Origin of the sequence: Enterobacter sp. JH25, from assembly GCF_021725435.1 — a bacterium.
GTDB classification, from domain to species: Bacteria; Pseudomonadota; Gammaproteobacteria; order Enterobacterales; family Enterobacteriaceae; genus Enterobacter; species Enterobacter intestinihominis.
Genome location: NZ_CP091319.1, coordinates 4,402,215 through 4,424,698, shown reverse-complemented (window position 1 = coordinate 4,424,698; position 22,484 = coordinate 4,402,215). Strand labels below are relative to the sequence as shown.

Here is a 22,484-nt window from a genome sequence, read left to right as displayed (position 1 = left end):
CAGTTCGTAACGGTCAAAGAGAGGTGTGGGAAATGAGAATGTTGCCTGTTTTGCCTGATGAATCCTTGTTCAGCCGGTTTTGTCGGACAACTACCGTGTACGGTATGTCCCCATCTTCTCTGTTAACGATCATTTTCAACAAACCTGATATGAACGTCCATCCAATTCTCAATTCAGGATTAAAGGCTATTTCTCTTCATACATCCGAAAGTGCAGATCAGCTCTGGCATGAACAGACTTTACTCCCTCTTTTTGCCTGGGCACTACCAATCAGTCGTAATGAAATTATGGATTTCAACACGACCCCTGCCAGGCTTAATCGATTGTGCCGCCTTAGTAATTTTTCACTAGGGCAGCGCACACTATTGAAGTTTTGCCCGGTTTGCGCTCGTGAAGATACTTTTCATTATGGTGTTACTTATTGGCATCTGGCGCATCAGCTTCATGGGGTTACAACCTGCCATCGGCATCCGGTAGCGCTTGAAAGCATCCATGTCCCTTCTTCACCGCACATACGTATTGGACTGATGCCTCCTGTTTCGTATACAGAACAACTTAGCAATGAGATAGACTTCGATTTTGCTAAGTTTTGTTATGAGTCCCTAAATATAATCAGAAGAAAAGATATTACACACCCCAATTACATGGATGTACTTAAAAAGTTGAATTTATTATCATTGGATGGAAATTTAAAGAAAAATGTATTCTACGCACATGTTTATGCTAAGTGCCAGTTATTTGGGGAGGGTTCATCGGGACTTATACCAACATCCCTAACTGATTATCATTACTGGGAGCCTATACTCAAAGACAAATGTTGTCAGCATCCCACAAAGCATCTTTTGCTTTGTTATTGTTTGTTAAATACTTGCTGGCCAACGTATGCAGGAAGTCGTACTAATAAAAAGAAAGAAATCTTTAAAAGTCATAAGAAATACAGTTTTCATATAGTTGAAAATAATACTAGTGTTAGCAACCTTGGGAAGGAATTTAGTCGCAGCAGATGTTACATTAAAACACTTATTTATAAAAAATACCTGAGGGCGTTTAAGCGAAACACAAAAATTAATATATTCACTGAATTGCTTATCAAGTCTATGGCTGTAAGGGGGTTTAGTCTGGCATCCATAGCTGAGAAAAACTCATTATCGGAAGGAGCTGTATCCTCTGTAATTTCATCTTGTTACGGTTTATGCTCATGGCGTAAAAAATGTAAAAAAGATTCTTTAAGACGGCGTCATAAGCAGAAAATATTAAGATTTATACATAATCAATCCGTTTCTATAACACGAAAGTTAGTCAAAGAAAGTTGTTATGCAAGTTTCTATTGGCTAAATAAACATGAATGTGACTGGCTTAATTCCTGTCTTCCTAAAACAATACGATGCTATAAAAATAAAAGAGTAGACTGGAGCGAGAGAGATATTATCTCATCATCATTAATAAATGATGTTTTATCTCAGGGGCAGTACTCGATGTCACTTACAAGTCTAGATGCTTTACTGGGAGGGCATGGCTGGCTTTTGAAATACAGAGATAAACTACCAATGACAATGATACTTCTCAGAAAAATGGAACTAATTAAATAAGAGGGAGTTATATGGTTTACGAAAATGAATTGTGGCACAGTTTTCTTCTGCGTTCACAGATAATGTATAACTTATCCAATTGCAGGAACATAATATCAAAGCATGGCGCACTAAGGTACGATGCCTTTCCTCGTTTCGAACTGATTGATATGTACAAATTGCATAGCTTGCAGGATATATATGACATTCTTGCCACTAGAAATGGTTATATACTAACTTCCAATATAGTGTCGTTATCTTCTGGTGTTTACGGGTATTTTAACGCTGTTGAAGATGCCTGTCGGAAAAATTTTCACATAACTAATTCATATCCATTGGTAAACATCTCAAACATTCGTTACTGTCACAAATGTATTGTTGAAGATATACACTCTAAAGGCATTGGTTATCTGCGTCATAGATGGTTGTTTGAATCTAAATGTGCAGTTCATAGTACCAGTTTATATGAGGTTTGTTTTGATAACTATTTGAATGCAGTGAAAGGACTTAGTGACTTAATTATAAGTGGAATAAATCCTCATGGTTATTGTTCCCTTGTGGTTGACGTTTCAAACCCTTTCAAAAATCCAGTGTATATATTACCATGTGCACGTAATAAAATTTTAAAATGGATTTCGGACAATAAAAATATGCTGATTTACTTTCTCTTTGATCTCTTCAAATGTAAGTCGCATTCAAGTTTATCTAAGGTTATCGAAGTCAAGATAATGCATGATAGATATATTTCTGCGGTGTTCAAGATGTTAAGTGAAGTTAATTTTTGTAATTTCAACTCATTTATTTCTGATATTTTTGAGGACGTAAGTTATGCCTCTATCGGACTTGATGATTATTCTGTTAATGTGCATTTTCTCAGGCTAAGGGCTGCAGATTGTAAATTTTGCCAGTTGAATGGTAAATATTTTTGCTCACTTTACAATGTAAAACTTCTTCGCTAATTTCACTTCATTTATAAAATACTAAGAAAGCTAGTTAGATAAGGTTTTATATTTTGATTGGGGCAGGAATAAATTATCACTCATAGAGTTTCCCTGGGGGTTACCACCTGTGTATGATGCCGGTTAGCAACAACGTCTAAAAGACCTGCGATCACGTGGGTCCCTCTCCAGCAAAGGGGCAAGGGGTGCTATATAACGGTGTACTGCTTACCCAATACGGCCTTGTATTTGAAAGATGCCGCATCTTGGCAAGATTCGTATTACAGCCTATAGTCTGTTAATGAGCATTACAGCCTATATGCTGTAAATCCCTGCGTTATGCTTGTTAACCCGTCGATACGGAAGGTCACTTATGAACACTCAATACGCTTTGAAGACTTTGAATCAGTTACGTCCTGTTTTAATCGGCTTTCGCAAAGCCAATGGACTGACGCAAAAAGATGTTTCTGAACGTTTGGGTATAACACAGCAAACTTATGCCCGACTAGAGGCCAACCCTGCAAGTGCGGGTTTTGAGCGTTTGTTTAGGGTGTTCAGCGTCCTTGGAGTGGAGATCGTACTTTCATCCAGGGAACCATTGTCAGATGCAAAGCCCGAATACGGAGCTATGCACAATTATTCTTCACTTCCAGCCAGGCGGGAGAAATGGTGACGCCTGGCGCTTCCCGGTCTAATTTTTCTTCAACAAGATTAACCCCTTAGCGGCCTGAAGTATCAGGTTGCGATAGAGCCTTTCATTTCTTCTGTTATGTTAAATACACCATTTTGAGCTATTTCGCTCGGCCTTAAATTATCTCTTCATTCTTCAGTGAAAATTTTATGTCGATCACATTATCGATGAATTTAGGAAATAATCCGTAAATGAAAATCTATCTTCTTTTAAATTCATCAGTGTCAGTAGCAAATATTACGCATAAAAGAATGGTTATTATTATCATTTAAATTATAAAGCTCATGAGTCAATTCCAAAAAATATAATAAGCATTGAAATCATTACCCGTGATTCTGGAGTTTTAACTTTGCCATGTAACCAACCACAAGTTAGTTTCCGGTGTTTTGAGGGGCAGTAAAGTTCTGAAAGCGCGACCAGATCATAATCCCGAAATGTCGTTAAGATATTCTGAATAACGGTTATCCCTGCTTGTTGGCAGGCATTTGAAAATATATTTTGTATTCAGGTTGCAGCAAAACGCTTTCTTACACACAGGACTTCATATGCGGCTCAGAAAATTAAAACTGAAAAACTTCAGAGGCTACAAAAACTCTACTGAAATCATTATTGATGAAAGCATGACGGGTATTGTCGGTCGTAATGACTTTGGGAAATCAACGCTTCTGGAAGCGCTGGCTATTTTTTTTGAAACAGAAGGAATGAAGGCTGACAAGAATGACATGAACTGTTTCAGCCTAAGAGAAGGGGACGGCCGTTTTGAAATAGCCTGTGAATTTGATGACCTGCCCGATTTTATCATGATCGACGACAGGGTGCAGACCACGCTCGCCTCAGAACATCTGCTGAATGAGGACGGCAATTTTGAAATCGTCAAAACGTTTAAAGCAACGACCTCAGGAAAACCGGAGCAGACCTGCATCCGCTGCATCCACCCGGATGAGGAGCCCCTGAGAAATTTACTGGGCATGAAAATTTCTGAGCTCAAGGCGGTGGGAAAAGAAGTTGAAAAAAATGTGGCGGATAAACGCACTGCATCGTTATGGCGTCAGGCCATCAGGGAAGCCGCAGCCCCCTATACCTGTTCGGAAATTATGCTGGATGTCGATAAAGAGTTCGGAACCGACACAAAATCATTATGGGGTAAGATCCTCGATTTGCTGCCCACGTATGCGATTTTCAAAGCCGACAGGGAAAGCAGCGACGGGGATTCCGAAGCTAAAAACCCCTTACAGCAGGCCGTAAAAGACGCTCAGGCTGCGCTGCAGGACAAAATTACAGCGCTGGAAAATGAGATTCAGGACAGCGTCCTGGATGTCGCACAGAGAACGCTGGATAAATTACGTGAAATGGCCCCCGAACTCGCCAGTGAACTGACTCCACGATTTAAGGAGAAACCCAAGTGGACCTTCAATTTCACCCTGGACGGGGAAAATGGCATCCCCATCAATAAGCGCGGCAGCGGGATAAGGAGGCTTATCCTGTTGAATTTTTTTCGGGCTGAGGCTGAAAAGAATGTCGCGGGGACGCCCAGAAATGTGATTTATGCCATAGAGGAGCCTGAAACGTCACAGCATCCGAACTATCAGATGATGCTGATGAAAGCGTTACTGGCACTGGCAGGCCAGCCGCACCGTCAGATTATCGTCACCACCCATGTCCCGGCGCTGGCCGGATTAATCCCTGTCGAAGGCGTACGTTATGTTACCCGAAATGAGGCGGGTGAACCCGTAGTAAAAATGCCGGATGACGCAGTGCTGAAGGAAGCCACTGAAAGCCTGGGGGTGCTGCCAGAGACCGGTATGGAAAGGGCGCAGGGGATTGTTCTGGTAGAGGGAAAGTCGGATGTTACTTTCCTGAGGCATGCGGCCAGTTCATTAAAACAGTCAGGTGCGCTGCCAGCCTCTCTGGAGGACGTGAAAATAGTGCCAGTCCTCATAGGAGGGTGTGGTAGCGTCAAACACTGGGTTACATTGAATCTGGCCAAAGATCTGGGGCTTCCCTGGTGCGTATTTCTGGACTCCGATATTGGGGGAGACCCTGCACAGGTTCTGTCCATCCAGAAGCGTAAAAAAGAAGTAGAGGAGGCCGGTAAGGTATTTTTCGCTACGCGCAAACGTGAGATAGAAAACTATCTGTGCCCGGATCTTATCGAGGAAATTACTGGTGTAGCCGTCACGTTTACGGACACCTGTGACGCTAAAAAAATAATCGGCCGGGCTGTGGGAATGAAACCCGATAATGTACTAGATAAATTCTGGCCTCAGATGACATCAGAAAGAATCATCTCAAGATCAACCTATCATGACGGAACGCAGGAGAGAAGCGAGCTGGTTGAGATCCTGAGCGACATTGTATCCATGACGAGATAATGTATTAAATAAGCATCTCAGGTGCTTATATTCCGGTCCTCAACAAAGGACCGGAGTACAGAGTAGTAAAAACCCGCAATTAATCGGGTTTGAATTATATAAAGATTAACCGACTCCCGCGCCCAGGAACGATGTAAAATCACGCTTGTCGTGACATTTCTACAATGTTTACTTTTGACTATCAAGCCATTTATTCATCTGCTCAATTTCACCTTTTTGAGCTTTAATGATGTCCTGCGCGAGCTTTCTCATTTTCGGATCTTTTCCGTATTTGAGCTCGGTCTCAGCCATTGCTATTGCCCCTTCATGGTGCGCTACCATGCCTTTCGCAAAAGCCTTGTCGGGATCGGACTCATTTACGGCAGCCATCATTTTGTCATGCATGTCTTTCATGCCAGCCATATATTCCTGTGACGAAGCCGAGGTAGACATATCAGTCATTTTCATTTCTGAATGTTCTGCTGAAATCGCTGGCAGGGATAACATTAATACTGCAAATAAAGTGTTTCTGGCTTTCATAAAAAATATCCTTTTAGCGTTGATGCCCGTTAACTGTAGCAGAATCTGATAAAAATGCCCCCTGTAGGGGGCAAAGATGTTGCCATATATCCGGTTACGGAAAAATCTATCAAGGAAATAAGGACAGCACAGATACTTCCCTCGCCGTCAGCCTGCACTGAGCATGCGACGATGCGCTTCGGCCATGGCCTGATGTGGGCCAGACTGACCGTTATTCATAAATTCATGGGCAACTGCAGCTCTTTCATGCTCATTCATTGCCGCTAATGACTTCGACGGCCCGGTAGGGGAAACGGTCTGACTTCCCATCATCCTCTGATGACTTTCCACCATTTTCTGGTGCGCATCCGCCGACCCGTTCGTCATGGTTTCATGAGCAATAATGGCCTGTTCATGCTGGTCCATACCGGCCATACGAGGTGCAGTCCCCTGGATCCCGACAGGAGCCGCAGCAGACTGCATCTGGTGAGCAGGTGCCTGTGCATTGTTGACCCGCTCATGGATATTCACGGTTTCAGTGGCCCAGGCCGAAGAAATTAAGCCAAAGCCCAGCAAGGATGCTAATACGATATTTTTCATGATAACTCTCCATTTCTTAATTAGTGATGTCCGGGGGAGTACAACCGGTGTTTTCAGTTCCATAACTGAAACAGGTTCGGAAGTGTTTATTTCTCCGGGAGAGGACTGGATATTCATTTCCTGGCGTCCACTGACGCCGGATATTGATAAAGCAATCCAGCCTTCCTGATAAGTTGCACTAATTATATCGAATGGCTTCTGTTTGCTGCATGACAGGCTAATGACATCTTTGTCATTTAAATCTTTATTCCCAGCACTGGGTGTCCGGAATCATTTTCTCCAGTCTGGGCACGGATAAGATAAAACGCGTTGAGTGTACGTCCGATTCCACCTGCACTCTTCCGTGATGTGCTTCCACGATTGACTTCACAATCGCAAGGCCGATGCCGCTGCCTTCTCCTTTTCGTTGTCTGGACGGATCCACCCGATAAAAACGGTCAAACAACCTTGATAAATGCTCTTCAGGGATTGGTTTCCCCGGATTTTCAATCACAAGGTCAAAAAAGCTCTCCTGCTCTCTTATTGAGACGGTGATTGCCTGTCCCTCTGGGGTATAACGCAGGGCGTTGGATAACAGATTATTGATCGCTCTTCTGAACATTTGTGGATCTCCCTCAACCAGGCAGGGCATCCCGTTAAATTTGAGCATAATATTGCGTTCTTCGGCCCAGGCTTCGAAAAACTCGAAGACTTTCATGACTTCTGCTCTGAGGTCAAACCGAACCCTGTCAGGTATCAGCTGATTATTGTCCGCCTGTGCCAGGAACAGCATGTCGCTGACCATTTTGGTCATCCGGTTATACTCTTCAAGGCTGGAATAGAGGACATCCTCAAGTTCCTTCTGCGTTCGATCCTGACTCAGAGCGATTTCAGTCTGCGTCACCAGATTGGTGATGGGTGTTCTGATCTCGTGCGCGATATCGGCAGAGAAATTGGCCTGGCGGGTAAAAACATCCTCAATCTTTCCAATCATATGATTGAACGAGATAACCAGCTGCTCCAGCTCAATGGGAACGCGTGTCGGTTCCAGCCGCGCATCAAGATTCTCGGAGGTGATGTTTTTAATGGCATTGCTGACATTACGAAGGGGCAGGTGCCCCTGACGGACAGCAATGCGAATGATCAGAACAATCAGCAGGCTTATCACGACGGCAATCGCAATCAGATTTTTTTTCAGCGCATCGAGGTAATGGAGATGGAAATTAATGGAGAGGCCAGTCAGCATGACATAGTTCTGCTGTTTGCCCTGAAATGTCGCCTGGCCAGAGGAGGCGATAATCCGGTACGTTTCCATCTTCATTCCGGACCCGGTATCCATCGCTCTCGCAGTATCCTCCACCGTCCAGAGAAAGACATCCCGTGCGCGGCTGTGCTCGCTAAAATCGGCTGAATTCACGGCCGGGCGTAGTGCTGCCCCCTGCGCAGAGCTGTACAGCACCTCACCCCGGGGATTGAGGAGCAAAAGGGCAACGTTGCGGTAGCTGGCGATCGATTCCTTTATTTTGCTTACTTTTTTTTCATCCGGATCTGCCGGGGACTGGAGTATACGGCTCAGTGTGGTGCTGATTTGTTGCAGATCGCTGACATCCTGCTCGGCAAAATGCTTTTCAACAGAATGCAGCATAAACCAGGTGAAGGCGATAAACGCCAGTATTGTGGACAGGCTGATAAAAAAGGTCAGCCGCAGAGCGAGTGAGAAAGGTCGTCTGGACGGTTTGCTATGCATCCGGGATCTCCAGCATGTAGCCCACGCCCCGCACTGTCTGGATCAGTTTTGTCCCGTAATCGTTGTCTATTTTAGCGCGGAGTCGCTTTACTGCGACATCAATCGCGTTAGTGTCGCTGTCAAAATTCATGTCCCAGACCTGAGAGGCAATCAGGGAGCGGGGAAGAACTTCTCCCTGATGGCGAATGAAGAATTCCAGCAAGCTGAACTCTTTACTGGTGAGCACAATGCGGTTCCCGGCGCGGCTGACTTTTCTGGATACGAGATCAACCGAGAGGTCAGCCACTTTAAGCTGGCTTTCCGTGATCATCGTGTTTCCCCGCCTGAGGAGGGTTCTTACCCGGGCGAGCAGTTCAGCAAACGCAAAGGGCTTCACCAGATAATCGTCCGCACCCAGCTCAAGTCCTTTGACCCTGTGTTCAATCGTGCCAAGGGCCGTCAGCAGTAATACCGGCATCCCCTTTCCGGCACTGCGCAGCATACGGATGATATCCCAGCCGTTTACATCAGGCAGCATGATATCCAGGATGGCTAAATCATACTCGGCTGTCATGGCAAGATGATATCCGGTCAGACCATTATCAGCGTGATCCACGACGAACCCCGCCTCTGTCAGCCCCTTGCTGAGATATTCACCTGTTTTAATTTCGTCTTCAACGATTAATATTTTCATCATGCTCCCCGGCTGGCTGCTAATGTCATTTTATTGCGCCCACGATCGTTATCAACGGATTACAGCAAAAATGACAACATTGTCATTATCCTGTCACCCGGCAAACAGAGAGCGTTCGGTAAAGTATCCCTATCAATACTCTGGACTTCGTTTGAACCATTTACCAGGTCTGCCTGTACGAGAAGCGTTATGTTCAAATTAAAATTACTCAGCATCAGTACCATATTCATCCTGGCTGGTTGTGTTTCTCTGGCACCTGAATATCAGCGTCCGCCAGCTCCGGTTCCCCAGCAGTTTTCATTGTCTAAAAACAGTCTGACGCCTGCGGTAAACAGCTATCAGGATACGGGCTGGCGAAACTTTTTTGTCGATCCCCAGGTCAGCAGGCTTTTCGGTGAAGCCCTGAATAATAACCGTGATTTGAGAATGGCTGCCCTGAAGGTTGAAGAGGCCCGGGCCCAGTTCAACGTCACGGATGCAGATCGTTATCCCCAACTGAATGCCTCATCCGGGATCACATACAACGGTGGTCTGAAAGGTGACAAGCCGACCACACAGGAGTACGACGCGGGTCTGGAGCTCAGCTATGAGCTCGATTTTTTTGGCAAACTTAAGAACATGAGTGAGGCTGATCGCCAGAACTACTTTGCCAGCGAAGAAGCCCGTCGTGCCGTACACATCCTGCTGGTCTCCAACGTTTCACAGAGCTATTTCAGCCAGCAACTGGCGTACGAACAACTCCGTATTGCGCGGGAAACGCTGAAAAATTATGAACAGTCTTATGCATTCGTTGAGCAACAACTGGTGACCGGGAGTACGAACGTTCTGGCGCTTGAACAAGCCAGGGGGCAAATCGAAAGTACCCGCGCCGAAATAGCCAAACGAGAAGGCGATCTGGCTCAGGCAAACAATGCCCTGCAACTGGTGCTGGGAACGTACCGCGCAGTTCCGTCAGAAAAAGGGATTAAAGGTGGGGAGATCGCACCAGTAAAATTGCCACCAAATCTGTCGTCACAAATATTGCTGCAGCGTCCGGATATTATGGAAGCGGAATACCAGTTGAAAGCGGCTGATGCCAATATTGGCGCAGCGCGAGCGGCTTTTTTCCCGTCCATTACCCTGACCAGTGGTCTCTCCTCAAGCAGTACGGAGCTGTCCAGCCTCTTTACGTCAGGAAGTGGAATGTGGAATTTTATTCCTAAAATTGAAATTCCTATATTTAATGCTGGCAGGAACAAAGCCAATCTGAAGCTGGCTGAAATTCGCCAGCAACAGTCCGTGGTTAATTACGAACAAAAAATTCAGTCAGCCTTTAAGGATGTTTCCGACACGCTTGCGCTGCGCGACAGCCTTAGCCAGCAACTTGAGTCACAGCAGCGTTATCTTGATTCACTTCAGATAACTCTACAGCGTGCCAGAGGATTGTATGCAAGTGGTGCTGTCAGTTACATCGAAGTGCTGGATGCAGAACGTTCCCTCTTCGCGACGCAGCAAACCATTCTCGATCTTACCTATTCCCGACAGGTTAACGAAATTAATCTGTTTACCGCGCTGGGTGGCGGTTGGGTAGAGTAAATTTATTCAATTAATCAGGAAATTAAAATGCGTAATTCACTTAAAGCCGTTTTATTTGGTGCCTTCTCTGTCATGTTTTCTGCCGGTCTTCATGCTGAAACACATCAGCATGGCGATATGAATGCTGCCAGTGATGCTTCGGTACAGCAGGTTATCAAGGGCACCGGTATCGTTAAAGACATTGATATGAATAGTAAAAAGATTACCATTTCGCACGAAGCAATCCCGGCGGTGGGCTGGCCTGCAATGACCATGCGCTTCACTTTTGTTAATGCAGACGACGCTATCAATGCCCTGAAAACCGGCAACCATGTCGATTTCTCGTTTATTCAGCAGGGCAATATCTCCTTACTCAAAAGCATTAACGTTACGCAATCCTGATTAACAGTCCGGAGCGAATACATCCAGTGCGCCTGAACATTCATTATGGGATTACTGTGAATGAATAATCGTGCGCATATGCCAGGTGTTTTGATTTTTCAGCGAGAAATTGTATGGCTTCTTTAAAGATAAAATATGCTGCAATAATTATCAGCAGCCTCATAGCAGGGGGGCTGATATCGGTTACTGCCTGGCAGTATTTAAACTCATCACAAAAAACAGTACCAGCAGAACAAAAGGCACCGGAGAAAAAGGTACTTTTCTGGTATGACCCTATGAAACCGGATACCAAATTTGATAAACCCGGAAAATCGCCTTTTATGGATATGGACCTTGTGCCGAAATATGCTGATGAAAGTGGCGATAAAAGCAGTGGCGGGATCCGTATCGATCCAACTCAGGTTCAGAATCTGGGATTAAAAACGCAAAAAGTCACGCGAGGAATGCTGAATTATTCTCAGACAATCCCGGCTAATGTCAGTTACAACGAATATCAGTTTGTCATTGTGCAGGCGCGTTCTGACGGTTTCGTCGAAAAAGTGTATCCCCTGACGATTGGCGATCATGTGAAGAAAGGCACTCCGCTTATCGATATCACCATTCCTGAATGGGTTGAGGCACAAAGTGAGTTTCTGCTGTTATCCGGTACAGGCGGTACGCCAACCCAGATAAAAGGGGTTCTGGAGCGACTTCGTCTGGCTGGTATGCCGGAAGAGGATATTCAAAGGCTGCGTTCAACCCGCACAATCCAGACCCGTTTTACCATTAAAGCACCTATTGATGGTGTCATTACTGCATTTGACCTGCGCACCGGCATGAATATTTCCAAAGATAAGGTGGTGGCTCAGATTCAGGGGATGGACCCGGTCTGGATCAGCGCTGCAGTGCCAGAATCTATCGCCTATCTGCTGAAAGATACGTCGCAGTTTGAAATTTCGGTACCGGCTTATCCGGATAAAACATTCCATGTCGAAAAATGGAACATTCTTCCCAGCGTGGATCAGACAACCCGCACGCTTCAGGTCCGCCTCCAGGTTACTAACAAGGATGAGTTTCTCAAGCCGGGCATGAATGCCTATCTCAAACTGAATACCCAAAGTCAGGAGATGCTGCTGATAACAAGCCAGGCCGTTATCGATACCGGCAAAGAACAGCGCGTGATTACTGTTGATGATGAAGGCAAGTTTGTGCCGAAACAGATCCACGTTCTGCATGAATCACAGCAACAGTCCGGCATTGGCTCCGGTCTTAATGAAGGCGATACCGTGGTGGTCAGTGGCCTGTTCCTCATTGACTCCGAAGCCAATATTACGGGCGCGCTGGAACGTATGCGCCACCCTGAAAAAACAGAAAACAGTATGCCAGCAATGTCTGAGCAGCCTGTAAATATGCATTCAGGGCACTGAGGAGACGACGATGATTGAATGGATTATCCGGCGCTCTGTCGCCAACCGTTTCCTGGTCATGATGGGCGCACTGTTTCTCAGCATCTGGGGCACATGGACGATAATTAACACGCCGGTCGATGCGCTGCCTGACCTGTCAGATGTGCAGGTCATTATTAAAACCAGCTATCCCGGACAGGCTCCGCAGATTGTAGAAAACCAGGTCACCTATCCGCTTACCACCACCATGCTGTCCGTACCTGGCGCAAAAACCGTGCGTGGCTTTTCACAGTTCGGTGATTCGTATGTGTATGTCATTTTTGAAGACGGGACCGATCTGTACTGGGCCCGTTCGCGCGTGCTGGAATACCTGAATCAGGTTCAGGGCAAACTGCCTGCGGGTGTGAGCTCTGAAATCGGTCCGGACGCCACGGGAGTGGGCTGGATATTTGAATATGCCCTGGTCGATCGCAGCGGAAAACACGACCTTTCAGAACTGCGTTCTTTGCAGGACTGGTTTCTGAAATTTGAACTGAAGACCATCCCGAACGTGGCTGAGGTAGCCTCGGTTGGTGGCGTGGTGAAGCAGTACCAGATTCAGGTCAATCCGGTAAAACTGTCCCAGTATGGGATCAGCCTGCCCGAAGTGAAACAGGCTCTTGAATCGTCTAACCAGGAGGCCGGTGGTTCATCCGTTGAAATGGCCGAAGCGGAGTATATGGTCCGTGCCAGCGGTTATCTTCAGAGCATTGATGATTTTAATAACATCGTCCTGAAAACAGGTGAGAACGGCGTGCCGGTTTATCTGCGGGATGTTGCCCGCGTGCAGACCGGGCCCGAAATGAGGCGTGGTATTGCCGAGCTGAACGGCCAGGGAGAAGTCGCTGGCGGCGTGGTGATCCTGCGGTCGGGTAAAAATGCGCGCGACGTTATCACGGCAGTGAGGGATAAACTGGAGACGCTGAAGGCCAGCCTGCCGGAAGGCGTTGAAATCGTGACCACCTACGATCGCAGCCAGTTAATCGACCGGGCGATTGATAACCTCAGTTCCAAACTTCTGGAAGAGTTTATCGTGGTGGCCATCGTCTGTGCTCTGTTCCTGTGGCACGTACGTTCTGCCCTGGTGGCGATTATCTCTCTGCCGCTTGGCCTGTGTATCGCCTTTATCGTCATGCACTTCCAGGGACTGAACGCCAATATCATGTCGCTGGGAGGGATAGCGATTGCCGTCGGTGCGATGGTGGATGCCGCCATTGTGATGATTGAAAATGCGCACAAACGGCTTGAGGAGTGGGATCATCAGCATCCGGGTGAGCAGATTGACAACGCCACCCGCTGGAAGGTGATTACCGACGCCTCCGTGGAAGTGGGACCCGCGTTGTTCATTAGCCTGCTGATCATCACCCTGTCCTTTATTCCTATCTTTACCCTGGAAGGGCAGGAAGGTCGTCTGTTTGGCCCGCTGGCATTCACGAAAACGTACTCCATGGCGGGAGCGGCCGCACTGGCCATCATCGTCATTCCTATTCTGATGGGATTCTGGATCCGGGGGAAAATTCCTGCAGAGACCAGTAACCCCCTGAACCGGGTGCTGATCAAAGCGTATCATCCTTTGCTGCTGCGGGTCCTCCACTGGCCAAAAACAACCCTGCTGGTTGCGGCCTTGTCCATTTTCACGGTTATCTGGCCACTGAGTCAGGTGGGCGGTGAATTTCTGCCGAAGATTAACGAGGGCGATCTGCTGTATATGCCGTCGACCTTGCCTGGCGTCTCTCCGGCAGAAGCTGCAGCGCTCCTGCAGACAACAGACAAGTTAATCAAAAGCGTTCCTGAAGTGGCTTCTGTATTTGGCAAGACCGGTAAAGCAGAGACCGCAACGGATTCCGCGCCGCTCGAAATGGTGGAAACCACGATCCAGCTCAAACCTGAGGATCAGTGGCGTCCCGGCATGACAATTGACAAGATTATTGATGAACTCGACAGGACAGTCCGTTTACCGGGTCTGGCAAACCTCTGGGTGCCGCCTATCCGTAACCGTATTGATATGCTCTCAACCGGGATCAAAAGCCCGATAGGTATCAAAGTGTCCGGGACTGTTCTGTCCGATATCGACGCGACGGCGCAGAGTATCGAGGCGGTAGCCAAAACCGTGCCTGGCGTGGTGTCTGTCCTGGCTGAGCGACTTGAGGGCGGGCGCTACATCGATATCGATATCAACCGGGAGAAAGCCTCCCGCTACGGGATGACGGTAGGTGATGTCCAGCTGTTCGTCTCTTCAGCAATCGGAGGTGCTATGGTGGGTGAGACAGTTGAAGGGGTGGCCCGGTACCCTATTAACATTCGCTACCCGCAGGATTACCGGAACAGTCCGCAGGCGCTGAAACAGATGCCGATCCTGACCCCGATGAAGCAGCAGATCACGCTGGGCGATGTCGCGGATATTAACGTCGTTTCTGGACCAACCATGCTGAAAACCGAAAATGCCCGGCCAGCCAGCTGGATTTATGTTGATGCCCGCGGCAGGGACATGGTGTCGGTGGTTAACGACATTAAGACGGCCATCAGCGAGAAAGTGAAACTGAGACCGGGAACCAGTGTGGCATTCTCCGGACAGTTTGAACTGCTTGAGCATGCCAACAAGAAACTGAAGCTGATGGTGCCGATGACGGTGATGATCATTTTCATCCTGTTGTATCTGGCATTCCGCCGGGTTGACGAAGCCCTGCTGATCCTGATGAGCCTGCCGTTCGCCCTAGTTGGCGGAATATGGTTCCTGTACTGGCAGGGCTTCCATATGTCAGTGGCGACCGGAACCGGGTTTATCGCCCTGGCCGGGGTGGCAGCAGAGTTTGGCGTGGTCATGCTGATGTATCTGCGTCATGCCATTGAAGTGCACCCGGAATTGTCCCGTAAAGAGACGTTCACACCGGAAGGTCTTGATGAAGCCCTTTATCATGGTGCCGTGCTGCGTGTCCGGCCGAAAGCCATGACCGTGGCGGTGATCATCGCGGGTCTGCTGCCGATACTCTGGGGAACCGGCGCAGGTTCAGAAGTCATGAGCCGTATTGCGGCCCCCATGATTGGCGGGATGATCACAGCTCCGCTGCTGTCCCTGTTCATTATTCCTGCCGCCTATAAACTCATCTGGCTGCGCAGACATAAAAAGAGCGTGTCATAACCCTGAAAGGACACCCCTGCGGGTGTCCTTTTGCATAAATTCACCCTGACGTCAGGGTTTACATCGATAACATACAGAGGTGAGTATGAAAAAAATAATTTTAATGGCCCTGGCTTTTGGCCTTTCACTTCCGGCAATGGCAGGTGAAAAAGTAATAGACATGTACAAGTCTGAAAACTGTGGTTGCTGTTCCCTGTGGGGCAAGGCGATGGAAAAGGACGGGTTTGAGGTACGGACCCACGTCATGAATGATCAGGCTCTGTCAGCCCTGAAAGAAAAATATGCTGTTCCTGCTGAGCTGAGAAGCTGTCATACCGCAGTTACTGGTAATTTGATCATTGAAGGTCATGTGCCTGCCACAACGATACATAAGGCAATGCAGTCTGGTTCAGGGATTTATGGCCTTGCCACCCCCGGTATGCCTGCGGGAAGCCCGGGAATGGAGATGGGGGCCCGTAAAGAGGCTTACGATGTTATCGCATTCTCTCCGGAGGGCAGTAAAAAGATCTTCCAGCGAATCGAATAGTCAGCGGAACGGCTGATAACGGGACGCCGGTAGCAGGCACTCCTGTGCCGGCGACATTCGTGGTAATCGCATCCATGACATAACCTGAATACAGAAGACGCTTCAGGTTTGCATAAGGAGAGTTACTGTGAAAAATGACAATGCAGTGCAACACAACAACCAGACTGCCTCTGAACAGACATTATCCCCGGACGAGAGTCACGTATTGCATAAGGTGAGAGATCCCGTGTGCGGGATGACAATCATGCCCGATAAGGCGCACAGCAGCATTCGATACCAGGAGCATCAGCTTTATTTCTGCTCCGCCAGCTGTGAGAGCAAATTTAAAGCTCATCCCGATCATTATCTTACAGAAGATGCCAGTGAACATTCCCATCACCACCATCACCACCATCACCACCATCACCACGAGGTCATCCCTGATCAGATAAAACAGCCTCACCACCAGGCGGAGAACGATATTTCTGAAGGTGTGTGGACATGCCCGATGCACCCGGAGATACGCCGTCGTGGTCCAGGAAGCTGTCCTGTCTGTGGAATGGCACTGGAACCACTCGTAGCCACGGCATCCACGGGGCCAAGCGATGAACTTCGCGACATGACAAGACGCTTCTGGCTGGGGTTGTTGCTGGCGTTTCCGGTTCTGATACTCGAAATGGGATCTCATCTGTTTCCCGCCTTGAGAAATATAGTATCGCCACAGTACAACACATGGCTGCAGCTGCTTCTGGCCTCTCCTGTCGTGTTGTGGTGTGGCTGGCCATTTTTCGCCCGGGCCGGGATGTCGTTACGTAACCGTTCCCTGAATATGTTTACCCTTGTTGCTATGGGGACCGGCGTAGCCTGGGTTTACAGCGTCATTGCAACTGTCTTCCCCTCCTGGTTTCCTGCATCGTTCAGAAACATGGATGGCCTGGTGGCCGTTTATTTTGAAGCCGCGGCAGTAATTACGGTGCTTGTACTGCTGGGACAGGTTCTTGAGCTGCGGGCACGGGAACAAACCTCAGGTGCCATTACTGCGCTTCTGAACCTTGCCCCCAAAACCGCCAGGCGGCTGGACCATGACGGTCATGAAACGGATATTAATGCGGAAGATGTCCTGCCTGGCGATAAGCTCCGCATCAGACCTGGGGAGAGTATTCCGGTCGACGGTATCGTGGTCGAAGGCACAACAACCGTTGATGAATCGATGGTGACCGGGGAGTCTATGCCGGTTACCAAAACGGAGGGTGCCCCTGTCATTGGGGGGACGATTAATCAGACAGGTAGTCTTATCATCCGTGCAGAGAAAGTCGGAGATGAAACGATGCTCTCACGAATTGTTCAGATGGTCGCTGATGCACAGCGTTCGCGAGCCCCCATCCAGAGAATGGCTGACAGCGTTTCAGGCTGGTTTGTTCCTCTGGTGATACTTATCGCGGTTGTTGCTTTCGTGATCTGGTCTGTCTGGGGGCCCGAGCCCAGGATGGCGCACGGTCTGATTGCGGCTGTGTCGGTCCTGATTATTGCCTGTCCCTGCGCGCTGGGGCTGGCCACGCCGATGTCGATAATGGTGGGGGTGGGCAAAGGAGCCCAGGCCGGGGTGTTAATCAAAAATGCCGAAGTCCTTGAGCGTCTTGAAAAAGTGGACACGCTGGTTGTCGACAAAACAGGCACGCTCACGGAAGGTTCGCCTACGGTGACAGGAATTATCAGTCTCAGTCCGGGTGGGGAAGCCTCTCTTTTGCGTGTAACGGCCGCAGTGGAAAAAGGCTCGCAGCATCCGCTGGGTATGGCAGTCGTCAGAGCAGCACAGGAAAAGGGGATCGCAATACCCGCAGTCACTCATTTCGATGCGCCGTCGGGTAAAGGTGTCACAGGCGATGTCGAAGGTCAACGGATTGTTATTGGTAATGAACTGGTTATGCAGGAAAACAGTATCGTTGTTGATAATCAAAAGGCCGTTGCGGATACGTTGCGGATGGAAGGCGCTACCGTTATCTATGTGGCCACGGACGGGGACCTTGCAGGCCTGATAGCTATTTCGGATCCCGTGAAAGCAACCACGCCGGATGCACTTAAAGCGTTGCGTCAGGCGGGGATCCGCATCGTTATGCTCACCGGGGATAACCAGCTTACCGCTGAAGCAGTCGCACGGAAACTGGGAATAGATGAGGTTGAAGCCGGGATTCTGCCGGATGGCAAAAAAGCAGTGATAACCCGACTGAAAGCGTCTGGCCATGTGGTTGCGATGGCCGGAGACGGTGTGAATGATGCCCCGGCGCTGGCAGCGGCTGACGTGGGAATAGCCATGGGAACGGGTACAGATGTGGCAATTGAAAGTGCCGGAGTCACCCTTCTCAAAGGCGACCTGATGATACTGAACAGGGCCCGTCATCTGTCAGAGATCACCATGAAAAATATCCGACAGAATCTGTTTTTTGCATTTATCTACAACGCACTTGGTGTGCCGGTGGCTGCAGGCCTGCTTTATCCTGTGTATGGAATACTGCTGTCGCCAGTTATTGCGGCGGCGGCCATGGCTCTTTCTTCCGTCAGCGTCATTGTGAATGCGTTGCGTCTGAAAAGTGTCAGGCTCGGGAAATAACACTGAGTGAAGGGTCTGTTATGAACAGAAGGAGTCCAGTATGAAAAGTACCACCTATGCGCTTATTGCTGTCGCCGCGATCGCGGCATTTGCCCTCCTGCGAGAACACTGGTCACATGTGGCAGGTTACTGGCCATATCTGTTATTGCTGGTCTGCCCGCTAATGCATCTTTTCCACGGCCACGGAGGGCATGGGGATCACCAACATCACGGAAGTGAAAACGATAAAAAAAATTAATCCGGCAAACGGGGCCGCGTCGCGGTCCCGTTATCAGTCCAGGTATCGTTCGTAGTCTCTGGCATGCGCAAAGGCATGCTGTTCGAGTTTGTTATCAGCGGGTGCCGATGCCCGGAACGCCAGTGAATTAACAGGATTGTTATTGATGACCAGCTCGTAATGTAAATGAGGACCGGATGAACGTCCGCTGTTACCGGATAACGCAATAGCACCTCCCCGGGTAACTCTGGCCCCTTTAGTAACGAGTATTTTATTGAGGTGGAGATAGCGAGTTTTAACACCGGCTTTTCCCGTTACTTCAACAAAATATCCCATGGTACTGTTGTATTCGGCCCGGGTGATTTTTCCGTCGATGACGCTGACTATTTTCGTGTTCATGGGCATGGAATAATCAATGCCATTATGGGGACTCACTTTTCCCGATACCGGGTTAAGTCTTGCAGGATTGAAAGGTGAACTGAGTCTTGCTGTGGCTGGTAACGGATAATCGAGACTGCCTTTCCCGGAAGTATCGGAAAGATTATAGAACTTTTTGTCTGATATACGATACGCCGTGTAATTAAATGAGCCGGACGTAAATTTATAAGCCACTACACGTGATTTTCCCGCTTTCTTTTGCAGTACGAGTTTTAATGATTCATTTTTTTTCAAATGCCGAAGATTAAAGCGGGAAGGCAAAGAGCGCTGAAGGATAGCGATCTCGTTCGATTCCAGCCCCGAGCGGGTGGCTGAAAGGTAAGCATTTTCTTTTACGACATCGGTAGAATACATTTACTGGAATTCGCCGTTAGCATGAACACTGCGGCGTATGCTAGGGGTTTTCAGGAGGCGTGTCATCTGCCAGTTAATCGGGAGTACCGTTGATGGTCGTCATTTTTGTAACATATCTTGTTTCCCGTTTGCTCCTGAAGATCTGGGAACTGTATGACCAGCCTGACGGTGATGATTAACGGGACTGAAACAGGTTACGGCAGAGCAATATGGGGCTCATGTCCTGCTACGTAACCCGTCAGTAAAGCCCTGCTAAGCACTAACCCGCCTGCAGTTACCTGGAGGAATACAGGCCGCGAAGCTTTCTTGCCTGTGTCTGATGAGCTTCCGCACCGGCATTATTGACCTGCTCATGCACGAGGGCGGCTTTCTCTCCGGCATTCAGTTCGTTAAAAGAAGAAGAGGAGGTCTTTGAATTTGCACCACTGTCGGACAGCATTTTTTTATGTTCCTCAATCATTTTCTGATGTGCATAGGACGCGCTGTTGTTCATAAATGAATGAGCAACAATGGCCCTTTCATGTTCATTCATTTCAGAGAATGAGGGCGTGTTGTTTTTATTAACCCTGTCCGGTAAGTTTTCATGCGTCGAGGAATTCACATGACTGACGGCTGAGGCATTATTAACAAATCGATGTGCTTCATGGGCAATATCACTGGACTGAGCAAAAGCTGCCCCACAAAATAAAGCTGTAAACGCAGTGGCCGTGATTAATATATTCATGTGTAATTACCTTCTGAGGTACATAAAAGATGTCCTTATGATCATATATAAAAATAATCAACCTGTGGGGAAGATGACGTAAATGTAATACAGCTATGTACATTACACGATTGTAATGAATTTGTTTCTTAAGGTGTGCTAGATTCATTTCATTGTAAGTGGATGAACCAGTAATTTAATTTAAATCGGTTCTCGAATTCTGTCAGTAACCATACTTTAAATAAGGGAATGCGCATGCTGTTGAAAACGTCTCGACGAACTTTCCTGAAGGGGTTAACCCTCTCTGGCGTAGCCGGAAGTCTTGGCGTATGGAGTTTCAATGCGCGTTCCAGTCTGAGCCTGCCAGTTGCCGCATCCCTGCAGGGTACTCAGTTTGACCTGACCATTGGTGAAACGGCCGTCAATATCACGGGCAGTGAGCGTCAGGCCAAAACAATCAATGGAGGCCTGCCGGGGCCCGTTCTTCGCTGGAAAGAAGGTGACACCATTACCCTGAAGGTCAAAAACCGTCTTAATGAACAGACGTCCATTCACTGGCACGGCATTATTCTTCCGGCCAATATGGATGGTGTTCCGGGGCTGAGTTTTATGGGCATAGAGCCTGATGATACCTACGTTTACACCTTTAAGGTTAAGCAGAACGGGACTTACTGGTACCACAGCCATTCCGGTCTGCAGGAACAGGAGGGGGTATACGGTGCCATTATCATCGATGCCAGGGAGCCAGAACCGTTTGCTTACGATCGTGAGCATGTGGTCATGTTGTCTGACTGGACCGATGAAAATCCTCACAGCCTGCTGAAAAAATTAAAAAAACAGTCGGATTACTACAATTTCAATAAACCAACCGTTGGCTCTTTTTTCCGCGACGTGAATACCAGGGGGCTGTCAGCCACCATTGCCGATCGGAAAATGTGGGCTGAAATGAAAATGAATCCGACTGACCTCGCGGATGTCAGTGGCTACACCTACACCTATCTCATGAACGGGCAGGCCCCGCTGAAAAACTGGACCGGACTGTTCCGTCCCGGTGAAAAGATACGCTTACGGTTTATCAACGGCTCGGCAATGACCTATTTCGATATCCGTATCCCCGGGCTGAAAATGACGGTCGTGGCTGCAGATGGCCAGTATGTAAACCCGGTTACCGTTGACGAATTCAGGATTGCCGTTGCCGAAACCTATGATGTCATTGTGGAGCCTCAGGGTGAGGCCTATACCATCTTCGCACAATCCATGGACAGGACCGGTTACGCTCGAGGGACACTGGCCACGAGAGAGGGGTTAAGTGCTGCCGTTCCCCCCCTCGATCCCCGTCCTCTGTTGACCATGGAAGATATGGGTATGGGGGGAATGGGACATGATATGGCAAGAATGGACCACAGCCAGATGGGAGGCATGGATAACAGCGGAGAGATGATGTCTATGGACGGTGCTGACCTTCCGGATAGCGGGACATCCTCCGCGCCCATGGATCACAGCAGCATGGCCGGTATGGATCATTCCCGGATGGCCGGAATGCCGGGTATGCAAAGTCATCCTGCGTCAGAAACGGATAACCCACTGGTTGATATGCAGGCGATGAGCGTCTCTCCGAAATTAAATGATCCGGGTATTGGTCTTCGAAATAACGGAAGAAAGGTTCTCACGTACGCGGATTTGAAAAGCCGCTTTGAGGATCCTGACGGACGTGAACCTGGCCGTACCATAGAACTGCATTTAACCGGCCACATGGAAAAGTTTGCCTGGTCATTTAACGGAATCAAGTTTTCAGATGCCGCACCGGTGCTGCTGAAATACGGTGAGCGGCTCAGGATCACGCTGATCAACGATACCATGATGACTCACCCCATTCACCTGCATGGTATGTGGAGCGATCTGGAAGATGAAAACGGTAATTTCATGGTTCGTAAACACACAATAGATGTTCCCCCTGGTACAAAACGCAGTTACAGAGTGACAGCAGATGCGCTTGGCCGCTGGGCGTATCACTGCCATTTGCTCTATCACATGGAAATGGGAATGTTTCGTGAAGTCCGGGTGGAGGAATGAT

Annotated in this window: 18 protein-coding genes; 12 read left to right on the top strand and 6 right to left on the bottom strand. The window is 48.3% G+C overall.

All coding sequences use genetic code 11. The features are described from left to right. The first annotated feature begins 32 nt into the window (after positions 1–32). From L2Y28_RS21335 to L2Y28_RS21320, 4 genes are all read left to right on the top strand, one after another. Positions 33–1,589 carry a TnsD family Tn7-like transposition protein gene (locus tag L2Y28_RS21335; protein ID WP_001324699.1) on the top strand — a complete coding sequence of 519 codons (1,557 nt, stop codon included), beginning with the start codon at positions 33–35 and terminating at the stop codon, positions 1,587–1,589. Positions 1,590–1,600: 11 nt separating this feature from the next. After that, complete coding sequence (locus tag L2Y28_RS21330) at positions 1,601–2,527, top strand: hypothetical protein (RefSeq protein WP_000262423.1); 927 nt, start codon at positions 1,601–1,603, stop codon at positions 2,525–2,527. 352 nt (positions 2,528–2,879) lie between these two features. Beyond that, positions 2,880–3,179, top strand: a complete 300-nt coding sequence (locus L2Y28_RS21325) for a helix-turn-helix transcriptional regulator (RefSeq protein WP_001097216.1) — start codon at positions 2,880–2,882, stop codon at positions 3,177–3,179. Positions 3,180–3,742: 563 nt separating this feature from the next. Beyond that, positions 3,743–5,569 (top strand): AAA family ATPase, encoded by a 1,827-nt coding sequence (locus tag L2Y28_RS21320; protein ID WP_001239413.1) that lies wholly within the window; start codon positions 3,743–3,745, stop codon positions 5,567–5,569. Positions 5,570–5,737: 168 nt separating this feature from the next. On the opposite strand, the gene L2Y28_RS21315 is transcribed toward L2Y28_RS21320, so the two are convergent. From L2Y28_RS21315 to silR, 4 genes are all read right to left on the bottom strand, one after another. Further along, complete coding sequence (locus L2Y28_RS21315) at positions 5,738–6,088, bottom strand: DUF305 domain-containing protein (RefSeq protein ID WP_000647571.1); 351 nt, start codon at positions 6,086–6,088, stop codon at positions 5,738–5,740. 147 nt (positions 6,089–6,235) lie between these two features. After that, on the bottom strand, positions 6,236–6,667 hold the full coding sequence (gene silE / locus L2Y28_RS21310; RefSeq protein ID WP_000790485.1) for a silver-binding protein SilE: 432 nt from the start codon (positions 6,665–6,667) through the stop codon (positions 6,236–6,238). 244 nt (positions 6,668–6,911) lie between these two features. Continuing rightward, entirely contained in the window at positions 6,912–8,393 is a 1,482-nt protein-coding gene (gene silS / locus L2Y28_RS21305; RefSeq protein WP_000555733.1) for a copper/silver sensor histidine kinase SilS, read from the bottom strand. Next, positions 8,386–9,066, bottom strand: coding sequence for a copper/silver response regulator transcription factor SilR (gene silR / locus L2Y28_RS21300; protein ID WP_000697966.1), 681 nt, complete (start codon positions 9,064–9,066; stop codon positions 8,386–8,388). The genes silS and silR overlap by 8 nt, the downstream gene beginning before the upstream one ends. A gap of 189 nt (positions 9,067–9,255) precedes the next feature. Here silR and silC point away from each other — a divergent pair, with 189 nt between their 5' ends. The 7 genes from silC (at position 9,256) to L2Y28_RS21265 (ending at position 18,936) form a co-directional block, all read left to right on the top strand. Beyond that, on the top strand, positions 9,256–10,641 hold the full coding sequence (gene silC, locus L2Y28_RS21295) for a Cu(+)/Ag(+) efflux RND transporter outer membrane channel SilC (protein WP_236919568.1): 1,386 nt from the start codon (positions 9,256–9,258) through the stop codon (positions 10,639–10,641). A 27-nt stretch (positions 10,642–10,668) separates the two neighbouring features. Next, positions 10,669–11,022: a Cu(+)/Ag(+) efflux RND transporter periplasmic metallochaperone SilF gene (locus L2Y28_RS21290; RefSeq protein ID WP_001246152.1), complete on the top strand. Its 354-nt coding sequence runs from the start codon at positions 10,669–10,671 to the stop codon at positions 11,020–11,022. Between the two features lie 113 nt (positions 11,023–11,135). After that, entirely contained in the window at positions 11,136–12,428 is a 1,293-nt protein-coding gene (silB, locus tag L2Y28_RS21285) for a Cu(+)/Ag(+) efflux RND transporter periplasmic adaptor subunit SilB (RefSeq protein WP_233336362.1), read from the top strand. 10 nt (positions 12,429–12,438) lie between these two features. Beyond that, positions 12,439–15,585 (top strand): Cu(+)/Ag(+) efflux RND transporter permease subunit SilA, encoded by a 3,147-nt coding sequence (gene silA / locus L2Y28_RS21280; RefSeq protein WP_001759379.1) that lies wholly within the window; start codon positions 12,439–12,441, stop codon positions 15,583–15,585. An 85-nt stretch (positions 15,586–15,670) separates the two neighbouring features. Further along, positions 15,671–16,111, top strand: a complete 441-nt coding sequence (locus L2Y28_RS21275) for a DUF411 domain-containing protein (RefSeq protein ID WP_000720618.1) — start codon at positions 15,671–15,673, stop codon at positions 16,109–16,111. Positions 16,112–16,238: 127 nt separating this feature from the next. After that, positions 16,239–18,698 carry an Ag(+)-translocating P-type ATPase SilP gene (gene silP / locus L2Y28_RS21270; protein ID WP_022649703.1) on the top strand — a complete coding sequence of 820 codons (2,460 nt, stop codon included), beginning with the start codon at positions 16,239–16,241 and terminating at the stop codon, positions 18,696–18,698. Between the two features lie 40 nt (positions 18,699–18,738). Further along, entirely contained in the window at positions 18,739–18,936 is a 198-nt protein-coding gene (locus L2Y28_RS21265) for a DUF2933 domain-containing protein (RefSeq protein WP_000843494.1), read from the top strand. Between the two features lie 33 nt (positions 18,937–18,969). On the opposite strand, the gene L2Y28_RS21260 is transcribed toward L2Y28_RS21265, so the two are convergent. After that, entirely contained in the window at positions 18,970–19,707 is a 738-nt protein-coding gene (locus L2Y28_RS21260; protein WP_000287499.1) for a peptidoglycan DD-metalloendopeptidase family protein, read from the bottom strand. Positions 19,708–19,981: 274 nt separating this feature from the next. Beyond that, the gene (locus L2Y28_RS21255) at positions 19,982–20,431 is read right to left on the bottom strand and encodes a hypothetical protein (protein ID WP_001023231.1); all 450 of its coding nucleotides are present in this window, start codon (positions 20,429–20,431) and stop codon (positions 19,982–19,984) included. Positions 20,432–20,665: 234 nt separating this feature from the next. On the opposite strand from L2Y28_RS21255, the gene pcoA reads away from it, so the two are divergent. Then, positions 20,666–22,483 carry a multicopper oxidase PcoA gene (gene pcoA / locus L2Y28_RS21250; RefSeq protein WP_000925243.1) on the top strand — a complete coding sequence of 606 codons (1,818 nt, stop codon included), beginning with the start codon at positions 20,666–20,668 and terminating at the stop codon, positions 22,481–22,483. The last annotated feature ends 1 nt before the right edge of the window (position 22,484 follow it).